Genomic DNA, 12551 nt, shown 5'->3' with positions numbered 1-12551 from the left:
TCGGCTCCGACTCCACTTATTGACAACTTGACACAAAGGGCGCCCTCGAGAGGCTACTCACATCTCGGGGACGCCCTTGAGGTCAGGCGGGAGTTATGACTGCCCTAGTCAGCCAGGTCTTCTATGAGGTTGACCAGTGTAGCCACGGATGCGCCCGTTCCGTTCTTCGGGACAAAGCTGTACGGGGAACCCTCGTTGTACGCGGGTCCCGCGATGTCCAGGTGGGCCCAAGGAATTTTGCGGCCATCTGATTCGCCCACGAACTCCTGCAGGAACAATCCCGCGATCAACATGCCCCCGTTGCGGCCCGCACCGATGTTTTTCAGATCGGCGGCTTCGGTCTTCAGCTCTGACCGCATGTAATCAGGCAGCGGCATGGGCCAGAAAGGCTCGCCCGCGCGTTCCGACGCCTCGATGACGCGGCCGCGCAGATCCTCCTCGCCCATGACCGCTGCATAGCGAGAGCCCAAAGCGACCATTTGCGCGCCGGTGAGGGTAGCAACGTCCAACATGAAGTCCGGTTCGGATTCCGAGGCGAAGGCCAGGCCGTCGGCCATCACCAGGCGGCCTTCGGCGTCCGTGTTGAGGACCTCGACGGTTTTGCCGCCCCGCATGCTGAGTACGTCGTTCGGCTTCGTCGCTGAACCGGACGGCATGTTCTCGGCAATGCACAGGTAGCCGGTGACTCGGATCGGCAATTCGAGTTCGCCCGCGGCGGCCACGGCGTTCAGGACTGCTGCTGCGCCGCCCATATCGCATTTCATGGTCATCATGGACCCGCCGGGCTTAAGTGAGATCCCGCCCGAATCGAACGTGATGCCCTTGCCGATGAGGGCAACGCTCTTCTGAGCATTTTCGGGGTAGTAATCGACCTTGACGAGTCGCGGCGAGCGGGCCGAGCCCTTGCCGACACCGAGGATGCCGCCGAATCCGCCTTCCTCCAGGTCTTTCTCGTCGAGAACTTCACATGTCACGTTGTCGACGCTGCTGACCCTCTCGACGGCGCGGTCGGCGAAAGTCTGCGGATACAGATCGTTGGGGGCCTCGTTGACCAAGCGACGAGCGTTGTCGACCGCTTCGCCCAGAATAAGGGCTCTGGTGAGTACTTCGTCCGCAGCCTCGAGGCTGATCTCGCTCACGATCGCGACGTCGGAAACCGGCTCACGATCCACTACCTCCTGGGAAGTGCGACGCCCGGCGTCGAAGAATGCGCCGTAAGCGGCACCCTCAGCCAGGGCAGAGACCTCAGAAAGGCTGGTCGCCGGGAGGTTGAGGGCCACGGAGTCGAAACCGATGAGCTGCCGGACGGCACTGCCTGCTGCCGCGCGAAGCGCATCGAGCCTTTCGGGTCCATTCGCCGGCAGCGAACCCAGGCCGGCCAGAACGATGAGTCCTGGGTTGTCGTCCCCGTATCCGGGGAGGCGATGAATCTGGTCAGCTGCTCCAGTGACGCCGAGGTCCTCCAACCCTGCTTCGATGGCGTCTGCGCTCTCCATGTCGAGAACGGAAGGCGTCAATTCGGGGCCGTCCTCGCCCTGGACGACGCCGATGACGAGGGCTTGCGCCTCGATGCTTTCGGCGTCCGGACTGACGATGGAAAACGCGAGATCGGTGGACTCTGTCAAACCATGCTCCTTGCTGTGATCGGTGGATACGGAATCGTCACTGCTCACGAGGGCGCATGGTGCGCGCGGCGTCACAGCAGTGTGGGAAATACTCAGCCTGTCGGAATCGTTACACCTGTACAAGGATTTCTGTAGTTTCCCACGCTCCAGCCTAAGCGTTGCGCTTGGTGGTTAGTGAGGAATGCGCGGATAATTTCTGAAAACGAGGTGGGCCGCACTTGCGGTGGTTCACTTGGAGACAAGGTGAGGGGTAAGCCGATGCAAGATCCGCAGAAGTTGTATTTGGGTCATCAGGGTCTGCTGAACGACCCGCGGCTCCGGGGTCTGGACCTCGTCGTGTCTCTGACGGGTTTCGCAGAAGCCGGGTTTACCGCTCAGCAAGTCTCTGAGGCGATTCTCGCGGAGCTCGATGCGGAAGAGCTCGTCGAATTCGACGTCGATCAGCTTTACGATTATCGGTCGCGTCGACCCCGAGTGCGTTTCATCGAGGATCACTTCGAAGACGTCAATCTTCCCGAACTGAAGCTCTATGCCGTGACTGACGGTCTGGGACAACCGTTCTTGTTGCTCGCCGGACCCGAGCCTGACCTGCAGTGGCAGCGTTTCACCGAAGCGGTGACCGAGCTGGCCGAGAAGCTCCAGGTGCGTTTGGTCGCATCGATCGCTTCGATGCCGATGCCGGTGCCTCACACCCGTCCGTTGCCTGTGACCGCGCACGGAAACCGGCACGACCTGATTCAGGGCATCTCACCGTGGAAGCCCCTGGCCGAGCTGGGGGCGTCAGCGGGGCACCTCCTGGAGGTCGAATTCAGCCGACGCGGATTCGACACGGTGGGGTACACCGTCAATGTCCCGCAGTATCTCTCGGAGGCTGAATTGCCCCAGGCCGCCGTGACGGCACTGGAACACCTCAGCGCGGCGACCAAACTGAATTTGCCGACCGACCATCTGCGGGAAGCGGGCCGTGAGGTCGAACAGCAGATCAATGAGCAGGTCGGGAGCTCGGCGGAGGTCCAAGGTGTGGTCAACCATCTTGAAAAACGATACGACGAAACCATGACCGAAGCCGGTCCGCGCTCCTTGCTTGCACGCGACGAGTCCGAAATACCGGATGCGGACGAGCTGGGAGCAACCATCGAACGTTTCCTCGCTGAACACGAAGACGACGAGAGCGAATCCGGCTCTTAGAACCTCTTTCGAACAAACCGAAGGAAAGGCCGCTTCCACAAGGAAGCGGCCTTTCTGTTTCGAGCCGAGTTATACCCAATTCTGTGGCCGATTGGGCGCCGATGGCGGCTGAGCTCTGGGTTTTGAGGCAGCTTGATGTCATGAACAATTCACGCATGTCGCGGACCGAGCCTTCGCCGATGGGCACCGCGGCAAAAGATCCTGAAGATGTTTTGGCGTACATGCCCTATGCGTTGGGGTATTGGCCGCAAGAGTCGCTCCTTCTCGCTTCGGCCTCCGAGTCCTACCTCGGACCGTGTCTGCGGATCGACCTGCCGACGAGCCTTTCAACGGTTCCTGAATGGACTGCAGCGCTGCCACCGGTTGTCGAGACCCTGGCCTTTCGCACCGAGAACAAAAGGGTCTTCGCGGCGGCATTCACCGGGCACACCGCATCGTTGGAAGTCACGGCGCCGAGGGACGGCTCAGCGGTCGAAGCGTCAAGCTACTTTGTATGCGGGAGAGTCGTGATGGCTGCATTGGCTCAGGCAATGGCGGTTTCGTCCCGATTCGGTTTGCGGGGAGAGACAACCTGGGTCGTGGACCGAGCCCACGACCGTTGGGGGACCCTTCTGCCATTCGACGATACGGTTGAGGCCAGTTCTGCGCATCGCATTGACTCTGTGGACCCGAGGCGCCCCGCGCGGGAGGTAGTGGCTGTCCCTGGCCCAGCATGGCCCGTCCTCCGAGGCGGAAACATCCGGACGATCCTCGCAAGCCCGTTAGGCGCTGCTTTGGTTTTCCAAGGCCATGTCGTGAGAGATGCCGGAACCGCTGTCATGGACGACCGTCGTCTACCAGGCTTTTGGGAACTCGCTTCGGTGCTAGGAGCCTCGGCGGCGGCGTCGATGCGACGGCAATTCGATGAGGTTGTCTCTCATGAACGATCTCACGGGTGCCCGGGTATCTACGAGGTTTCCCGCCTCATCGGGCGCCTGGCCGCTCAATTCGAGAGGAAGAGAGACGCCCGAGCGGCGGCTGTGGAGTGCACCAAGACTTTGTCTGCAGGTGAATGCGTCGCAGTGGCCGCTTGGATGGACAAACCGATCGGAATATACGTGCTCCTTACCTGTGCGGCTGCCGGACCCGGTGCCGCCCGGAGACTGACGGACCGCACAGCCGGGGGCGCTCACGCGGACACGGCTTCCGACATGTCTGACGGAGTGGCTCTGATGACTGGGCGAAGAGAAGAAGAGATCTCCGTGCCGCGCGTTCAGGCGTTGAGGGTTCTTTTGAATGCGGTCGAACAGCTCGGTACCACCGAGATGTCGGACTGCGCGAGCGTTGCCAATGCTTATGTGAGCTGGTTTTTCGGGTTGAACAGTCAAGCTGGCCGTTACCTTCAGCGCGTTCGGACATATCCCGGAAAAGCACACGCAGCCCTTCTTCACGCCGTCATGGACAACCGTCCGCTGCCGCGCTGGTTGGGCCGTTATCAGGAGGGCTAATGAACAGAAATAGGTCAGGGCGGAAAAATCTGACAGAATATTGCTTCGAAGACCCCGTCTTGCCTACGGTGCACTGCACCTCACGTGGTTCGACGAATTGACGTTCCAATCAGGGAATAAACGCGGCGCAAGCCAAGTTGTCCTGTGTGTACGGCCTTGCAAGTCCACGTGATATTCCCGTAATTTCCGGGAACCCGGGCTTGACAGGGTCATAGGTGTTTTACCCACCTGCGCACACAGGACATGGAAGAAAGGTTTTTGAGTGTCACCAGTTGCACACAAGAAGTCGGAATCCGGAGATACCCAGGTCGAGGATATGACCACGGGTACCGCCGGAGTAAAGAAGAGCGCCGACTCCGCGTCGTCGCCAAAAACCACTACGGCTTCCAAGAGCACGGCTCAGACCAAGACCACGGCCAAGACGGCCGCTTCTAAGTCGACCGCTAAAAAAGCTGCTCCGAAGAGGACGGCCGCAAAGTCTGCTACCAAGAAGCCGGCGGGGGACAAGTCCACCGTTGAATCAGCGGATTCGACGACCGCTTCCAATGATTCCAAGTCGGAAGATGTTGTTTCGCTCGTTGAAGGTCCGGCAGCCGAAGAGGAAACCGACGCCGTCGACGAACTCGAAACCGAGAAGCAAGGGGACGAGGACCCCGATCGGGAAGAGAAGAAGACGGTTGCCGCCAGGGGTAACGGTTTCGTGATCTCCACGACCGATGACGACGACGAGCCCGCGCAGCGAGTTATCGCTCCGGGTGCCACGGCCGACCCGGTCAAGGATTACCTCAAGCAAATCGGTAAAGTCTCCCTGCTGAATGCCGAGCAGGAGGTCGACCTCGCTATGCGCATTGAGGCTGGCCTGTACGCCGAGCACAAGCTCAAGGACAACAAGGACTCGCTCAGCGCCAAAGAGCGCAAAGAGTTGCGCTGGGTCATCCACGACGGAAAGCGTGCCAAGAACCACCTGCTCGAGGCCAACCTGCGCCTTGTGGTGTCTCTGGCCAAGAGGTACACCGGGCGTGGGATGCTCTTCCTGGACCTGATCCAGGAAGGGAACCTCGGTCTCATCCGTGCGGTTGAGAAGTTCGATTACTCCAAGGGCTTCAAATTCTCCACCTACGCCACCTGGTGGATCCGTCAGGCTATCACTCGAGCGATGGCCGATCAGGCCCGCACAATCCGTATCCCCGTGCACATGGTCGAGGTCATCAACAAGCTTGCCCGAGTCCAGCGGCAGATGTTGCAGGACCTTGGCCGTGAGCCCGCTCCGGAAGAACTGGCCAAGGAATTGGACATGACCCCGGAAAAGGTCGTCGAGGTTCAGAAGTACGGGCGTGAACCGATTTCGTTGCATACCCCTCTGGGCGAAGACGGCGATTCCGAGTTCGGAGACCTGATCGAGGACTCCGAGGCAGTGGTGCCCGCAGACGCAGTTTCCTTCACCCTGTTGCAGGAGCAGTTGCATTCCGTCCTGGACACGCTCTCGGAACGGGAAGCGGGCGTCGTCGCCATGCGTTTCGGTATGACCGACGGTCAGCCCAAGACCCTCGACGAGATCGGTAAGGTCTACGGGGTGACTCGCGAGCGTATAAGGCAGATAGAGTCCAAGACGATGTCGAAGCTTCGGCACCCGTCGCGGTCTCAGGTCCTTCGCGACTACTTAGACTAGAAACGGACACAAAAATGCCCCGGATCGCAACTGCGATCCGGGGCATTTTCTCATCCCTGGGGATGAGGCTCGCTGAGCGAATTAAACGGAGGGAGTAGTGCTCAAGCGATCGCGCTCGTCCTGCCACAAGCCGGCCATGGGGCGAAGCTTGTCTTCGTTGGTCGTCGCGTGGTGAGCACAAAACAGCAACTCGCCGCCAGTGTTCTCGAGGACAACGCGAACGTAGGCCTGCGCCCCGCAGGAATCGCAACGGTCAGTTGCGTTGAGCTCCCGAGCTTCCAATGTCGCCGTCATGATTTTCCTCCTGACGTCTACGGCCGGTCAGTTACCTCAGGTTCCACCGTTCCCAACCTGGGCGGCGGGCCGATTGCGGAATCTCTAACCGGTTTGAGTGTTCATCTATGCAAACACGCCGAACAGCCAATTTCATCCCGACATAGCATCGTTCGCTGTGGGCGTTGACCTGGACGTCATGCGGATGCCCTTAGACTGGATGTCGCCCCACAAGGCAACCACCACTTCGAGATTGTCAGGAGCCCTACCTCAGTGTCGCCGAAGAAGTCCGAGTACACAGCCCACCAGCTCTCCGTCCTAGAGGGCTTGGAAGCCGTACGCAAACGCCCCGGTATGTACATCGGGTCCACCGACTCCCGCGGCTTGATGCACTGTCTCTGGGAAATCATCGACAACTCCGTCGACGAAGCATTGTCCGGCTACGGCCAATCCATCGAAATCGTCCTCAACAGGGACGGATCGGTAGAAGTAGCGGACGACGGTCGCGGAATTCCGACCGACATCGAACCTCGGACGGGTTTGTCCGGTGTCGAAGTGGTCTTCACCAAGCTCCACGCCGGTGGCAAATTCGGAGGCGGGACCTACAACGCCGTCGGAGGGCTCCACGGCGTCGGTGCATCCGTCGTCAACGCTCTGTCCTCGCGGCTGGACGTACAGGTCGACCGCGAGTCCAAGACGTACCAGATGTCTTTCCAACGGGGTATACCCGGTGTCTACCAAGACGGAGGCACGCCCAAGCCGGATGTGCCGTTTACCCCCGCAGAAGGCAAAGCGGCGCTGGAGATCGTCGGAAAGGCCCGTAGGGGAGTAACCGGCACCCGTGTGCGGTACTGGGCGGACCGTCAGATCTTCACCCCTGACGCGAAGTTCGACTACGAACGACTGGTCGAGCGCGCCCGCCAGACCAGTTTCTTGGTGCCCGGATTGCGACTCAGCATCCGTGACGAGCGTCGACTGCCCGGGACCCCGGGCGCGGATGCTCCGCACGAAGAGGTGTTCCAACACGACGGCGGCATCTCTGAATACGTTGAATTCCTGGCCCCAGATCCTGCGCTGACCGACGTATGGCGATTTCAGGGATCCGACAGCTTCAAAGAGACCGTTCCGGTCCTCGACTCCAACGGGCACAGCCAGCTGAAAGAGGTCGAACGCGAGTGCGAGGTTGACATCGCACTCCGGTGGGGCACCGGCTACGACACCAACGTCCGCTCTTACGTGAACATCATTGCTACGCCCAAGGGCGGAACCCACGTGACCGGGTTCGAGCAGGGCCTGCTGCGGACGCTGCGCAAGGAAATCACGGCCAATGCGCGGAAGCTCAAGGTGGGGTCGGACAAAATTGAGAAGGACGATGCGCTTGCCGGTCTGACTGCGGTGCTCAATGTGCGACTCGTGGAGCCCCAGTTCGAAGGCCAGACCAAGGAGATCCTCGGTACGCCCGCGGCTCGAGCTATTGTCAACAAGGTCCTCTCGCGGGAGCTCGAGAAGGTGCTGACCTCTCGAAACCGCTCCGAAAAACAGCAGAGCGCTGCCGTTCTCGAAAAAGTCGTCTCCGAGATGAAGTCCCGCATCTCGGCGCGTGTCCACAAGGAAACCCAGCGGCGCAAGAATGCCCTGGAAACCTCAACCATGCCTGCAAAACTCGTGGACTGCCGTTCCAACGAAGTCGATCATTCCGAGCTGTTCATCGTGGAGGGCGACTCCGCACTCGGAACGGCACGGCTCGCTCGGTCGTCGCAATACCAGGCGCTTCTGCCGATCCGCGGCAAGATCCTGAACGTCCAGAAAGCTTCCGTCACGGATATGCTCGCCAATGCCGAATGTGCGGCGCTTATCCAGGTGATCGGCGCCGGTTCCGGGCGCAGTTTCGACATCGATGCCGCCCGTTACGGCAAGGTCGTCATGATGACCGACGCCGACGTCGACGGAGCACATATCCGGACTCTTCTGCTGACGCTCTTCTACCGCTACATGCGCCCGCTGGTCGACGCCGGCCGAGTTTACGCGGCGGTCCCGCCGTTGCACCGGGTCGAAGTGATCAACGGGGGTGGCAAACCGAACGACATGGTCTACACGTATTCTGAGAAAGAACTTCACGAAATCCTGACCCGTCTCGAAGCGGAAGGGAAACGCTATAAAGAGCCCATCCAGCGTTACAAAGGGCTCGGTGAAATGGATGCGGACCAACTCGCGGAAACCACCATGGACCCCCGACACCGTTTGCTGCGCAGAGTTCGCATCGAAGATGCCGAAGCGGCAGAGCGTGCCTTCTCACTGCTCATGGGATCGGAAGTCGCCCCTCGCAAAGAATTCTTGATCACCAATGCCGACCAGCTGGATCTCGAACAAATCGACGCCTGACAACGGGAGTCCACAGGGGCTCCTCTCGGAGCGGGCCACGCCACTATACTCTGCGGTATGAGTAACAACGTCGAGTTTTCCAATCCACCAGTCACTGTGACCGTCACCGGTGCGGCCGGCCAGATCGGTTACGCGAGTCTTTTCCGAATCGCTCATGGGGAGATGCTGGGAAAAAACCAGCCCGTACGGCTTCGGCTGTTGGAAATTCCCCAGGCTCGACAAGCGGCCGAGGGAACCGCAATGGAACTAGCCGACGGTGCGTTCCCGCTGCTCGAGTCCGTCAATATCTTCGACGATGCCGCCCAAGCCTTCGAGGGGGCCAACGTCGGGCTTCTGATCGGTTCGAAGCCACGACAGAAGGGCATGGAGCGCTCAGACCTTCTGGAAGCGAACGCAGGCATCTTCTCGGTCCAGGGAGCTGCACTGAACCGCGGCGCGGCGGACGACGTGCGCATCGTCGTCGTAGGCAACCCGGCGAATACGAATGCTCTCATCGCTGCATCTCACGCCCCGGATATCCCGACCGACCGTTTCACGGCCCTCACCAGGCTGGATCACAACCGCGCGGTGGCCCAATTGGCGCAGGCGACAAATTCCCGGGTGGGGGATATCCGTCGCATGACCATCTGGGGAAATCATTCCGCAACGCAGGTACCGGACCTCGAGTTCGCGACCATATCCGGCCGTCCCGCCCGTGAGGTTCTTGACGAGAACGGCCTGGGCGACGAGTGGATCCGTGAGGGCTTCATCCCTACCGTCGCCCAACGCGGGGCTGACATTATCAGGGTTCGGGGAGGTTCCTCCGTTGCGTCCGCTGCGCACGCCGCCTTGTCGCACATGCGTGACTGGATCCATGGAACGAATGAGGGGGACTGGACCTCGATGGGTGTCGTCTCGGACGGATCCTATGGCGTGGATGAAGGGCTCATCAGCTCGTTCCCCGTCTCATGCAGGTCAGGTAGTTGTGAGATTAATCATGATTTGAAATTGACTCAGGATACTCAGGAGCGACTCAATACCAGCGTTTCGGAGCTGCGCGAGGAACGCGATGCGGTTCGTGCGAAAGGGTTGTTGGGACCCAAAGCATGACATTAGGGGATTCTCCTCGGAGGCGTCTTCCGGGCCGGCCAAAGGGTGGAAATCACCCTTTCTAGCCTGTCAAGAAGGCCCCTGACAGAGTGTCACTGGACGCCCAGGGGTGGTTGCTACCTTGTAGGTATCCGGTCCGATCCGAACCGGTTGAGTGCGTTCAGTTGCGCGAGGAGAATCGTGGATACTGTAGAAATTGCCCGCTGGCAGTTCGGGACCACAACCGTTTACCACTTCATGATGGTGCCTCTGACCCTGGGCCTCGGGATGGTCGTTGCGATCTTCAATATCATGTGGATCAAGACAGGCAAGGAGGAGTACCTCAGGCTCACGAAATTCTGGGGCAAGCTCTACCTGATCAACTTCATCATGGGTGTGGCCACGGGGCTGGTCCAAGAGTTTCAATTCGGTATGGCGTGGAGCGAATACTCCCGATTCGTCGGCGACGTCTTCGGTGCTCCGCTGGCTATGGAAGGCTTGCTGGCATTCTTCATCGAGTCAACGTTCTTGGGCCTGTGGATCTTCGGATGGAAAAAGCTCAAGCCCGTGATCCATGCGCTGTGTCTGTGCGCGGCAGTGGCGGCTTCGTGGCTCTCGGCTTTCTTCATCGTCATCGCCAACTCGTGGATGCAACATCCTGTTGGCTACGAAATCGTCAACGGGCGGCCGATCCTCAATGACATCGTCGCCGTGTTGACCAACAACACCGCGATCGTCGCTATCATCCACACGCTTTTCGGCTCTCTGGCCGTCGCTGGCTCTTTCCTCCTCGGTATCGCCTGGTACAAGCTCTGGAAGCGACGGGCCAAGGGTATCGACACGGTCGACTCTGAGGGTCGAGTCGTCGTCGGCGATTCTGGTCATGGGGCCCAGGACAAGAAGGACCACACGGTGTGGTTCCGTTCCTTGCGAGTCGGAATCCTCGTCGGCCTCATCGGGTTCTTGGGTACAGCGTTCAGCGGGCACATCCAGGGGCAGCTGATGTTCCAACAGCAGCCGCTCAAAATGGCGGCCGCCGAAGCGGCATGCCACGACGGCACAGCCTTCTCCGTCATGACGATCTCCGATCTGGGTTCTCAGAACTGCGACGACGTCAACACGTTGATCGAGCTCCCCGGACTGCTGTCCTTCCTCGCCCACGACGACTTCACGACGAACATCCCGGGTATCACAACGCTGATGCCGGAGTACCAGCACATGTACGGGACCAACCTCGCCGATAAGTCGCTGTACGGAGACCGCGCAGGATCGGAGATCAGTTATCTTCCGCTGATGGAGGTCACCTACTGGGGCTTCCGAATCATGATCACCTTCGGCGGTCTGGCGGCCGCGTCCTGCGTCTTCGCGTGGTGGGTAACGCGCAAGGGCACGGTTCCACAAGCCAAGTGGCTCATGCGTCTCGCCGTCTTCGGAATCTTCGCGCCCTTCGGGGCAAATATTGCCGGTTGGATCTTCACCGAAATGGGCCGCCAGCCCTTCGTCGTGGCGCCGAACCCCGATTTGCCCCTGAGCCAACGTATCTACATGTTCACTGAGGCGGCGGTATCGCCCAATGTGTCCGCGGGCGAGCTGTTGTTCTCGCTCATTGCCCTGGTCCTGATCTATGCCGTGCTCATGGTAGTGGAGGTCTTCCTGATCTCCAGATACGTCAAGACCGGAGTCGTCGCCGCCATGCCGGAGCTGGTCAAACCTCAGAAGGACAACGACGACGACAACGACGACCACAAGAACGACGACGTTCTGGCCTTCGCCTACTAGGAGCGACCCATCATGTTCGAAGAATTTGTTGGCCAACCCGGCTTGCCGACCCTGTGGTTCCTGGTGGTCGGAGTCCTGCTCATCGGATACGTCATCCTCGACGGTTTCGACTTGGGCGTCGGAATGTTGATGGGTCGGATCTTCTCCCGCAATGAGAAGGAGCGACGCCTGCTGCTCAACACCATCGGTCCCGTTTGGGACGGCAACGAGGTGTGGTTGGTAACGGGCGGCGCGGCGATCTTTGCGGCGTTCCCCATGTGGTATGCCGCCTTGTTCTCGGCCTTGTACATTCCGCTCACATTGATTCTGCTAGCACTGATCCTGCGGGCCGTCTCGATCGAATACCGCGGCAAGCTGACCGGCCCCCGGTGGGAACCCCGATGGAACGCTCTCATGTCCGTCGCATCGTTCTTCATTGCCTTCCTCATCGGTGCCGCTCTGGCCATCACGACGACGGGGCTCCCGCTGAACAGCAACGCCGACCGAATGGGTGGGCCTTTCGCCTGGCTGACCGTTCCCGCAGTGATCGGTGGCTTGGGAATGGTCGGATTCAGCCTTGTACACGGTCTGGCGTTCCTGGCGCTCAAGACCGACGGCGAGGTTCGCCATCGGGCACGGAAGATGATGGTGCGAGCGTTGCCGATCGCCCTGCTGCCCATGGCGGCCTGGGCGATATGGCTCCAGTTCATCGGGGCGACCCCCTTGTCGCTCACGCTGCTCGCACTGGCAGTCATCGCTGCCATTATTTCGTGGGTCATGGCCGCCCGAGCCCGCGAAGGGGTGGCTTTCGCCGGGATCGCAGGGTTTGCGTTCTTCGGGGCTCTCGCGATTTTCATGGCTGCCTACCCCAATGTCCTCCCGACCACGCTTGCGGACGGCACGACCCTGACGATCAGCAACGCCTCATCGTCGCCGTACACCCTAAAAATCATGACGATCGTGGCGGCCGTCGGTTTGCCGGTTCTTTTCCTATACCAGGGATGGACGTACTGGGTGTTCCGGAAGCGTCTTTCGGCGGAGCACATACCCGAGGCCCACAACGTCACGGACCTGGCCAATCATCCGAACGCGAGCTGAATC

General features: G+C 60.2%; 9 protein-coding genes. 7 read left to right on the top strand and 2 right to left on the bottom strand.

Annotated features, from left to right (window positions below):
* Positions 1–104: 104 nt before the first annotated feature.
* The gene (locus tag EWR20_RS12015) at positions 105–1625 is read right to left on the bottom strand and encodes a leucyl aminopeptidase (RefSeq protein WP_129360927.1); all 1521 of its coding nucleotides are present in this window, start codon (positions 1623–1625) and stop codon (positions 105–107) included.
* Positions 1626–1883: 258 nt separating this feature from the next.
* On the opposite strand from EWR20_RS12015, the gene EWR20_RS12010 reads away from it, so the two are divergent.
* The 3 genes from EWR20_RS12010 (at position 1884) to EWR20_RS12000 (ending at position 5969) form a co-directional block, all read left to right on the top strand.
* Positions 1884–2813: a proteasome assembly chaperone family protein gene (locus tag EWR20_RS12010; protein WP_129360926.1), complete on the top strand. Its 930-nt coding sequence runs from the start codon at positions 1884–1886 to the stop codon at positions 2811–2813.
* 140 nt (positions 2814–2953) lie between these two features.
* On the top strand, positions 2954–4300 hold the full coding sequence (locus EWR20_RS12005) for a DUF4192 family protein (RefSeq protein ID WP_129360925.1): 1347 nt from the start codon (positions 2954–2956) through the stop codon (positions 4298–4300).
* Between the two features lie 262 nt (positions 4301–4562).
* Positions 4563–5969 (top strand): RNA polymerase sigma factor, encoded by a 1407-nt coding sequence (locus tag EWR20_RS12000; RefSeq protein WP_129360924.1) that lies wholly within the window; start codon positions 4563–4565, stop codon positions 5967–5969.
* 81 nt (positions 5970–6050) lie between these two features.
* Here the strand turns inward: EWR20_RS12000 and EWR20_RS11995 are convergent, their stop codons facing one another.
* Positions 6051–6263, bottom strand: coding sequence for a DUF7455 domain-containing protein (locus EWR20_RS11995; protein ID WP_129360923.1), 213 nt, complete (start codon positions 6261–6263; stop codon positions 6051–6053).
* Positions 6264–6515: 252 nt separating this feature from the next.
* Between EWR20_RS11995 and EWR20_RS11990 the strand changes: the two genes are divergently transcribed.
* From EWR20_RS11990 to cydB, 4 genes are all read left to right on the top strand, one after another.
* Positions 6516–8624 carry a DNA gyrase/topoisomerase IV subunit B gene (locus EWR20_RS11990; protein WP_129360922.1) on the top strand — a complete coding sequence of 703 codons (2109 nt, stop codon included), beginning with the start codon at positions 6516–6518 and terminating at the stop codon, positions 8622–8624.
* A gap of 57 nt (positions 8625–8681) precedes the next feature.
* Complete coding sequence (locus EWR20_RS11985) at positions 8682–9713, top strand: malate dehydrogenase (RefSeq protein WP_129360921.1); 1032 nt, start codon at positions 8682–8684, stop codon at positions 9711–9713.
* A gap of 180 nt (positions 9714–9893) precedes the next feature.
* Positions 9894–11471 carry a cytochrome ubiquinol oxidase subunit I gene (locus EWR20_RS11980; RefSeq protein WP_129360920.1) on the top strand — a complete coding sequence of 526 codons (1578 nt, stop codon included), beginning with the start codon at positions 9894–9896 and terminating at the stop codon, positions 11469–11471.
* A gap of 12 nt (positions 11472–11483) precedes the next feature.
* Entirely contained in the window at positions 11484–12548 is a 1065-nt protein-coding gene (gene cydB / locus EWR20_RS11975) for a cytochrome d ubiquinol oxidase subunit II (protein ID WP_129360919.1), read from the top strand.
* Positions 12549–12551 lie beyond the last annotated feature (3 nt).

This window comes from Rothia uropygioeca (genome assembly GCF_004136585.1).
Classification (GTDB): Bacteria; Actinomycetota; Actinomycetes; order Actinomycetales; family Micrococcaceae; genus Rothia.
Note: the sequence above shows the minus strand (reverse complement) of the source record. Positions and strands in the feature narration are given on the sequence as shown.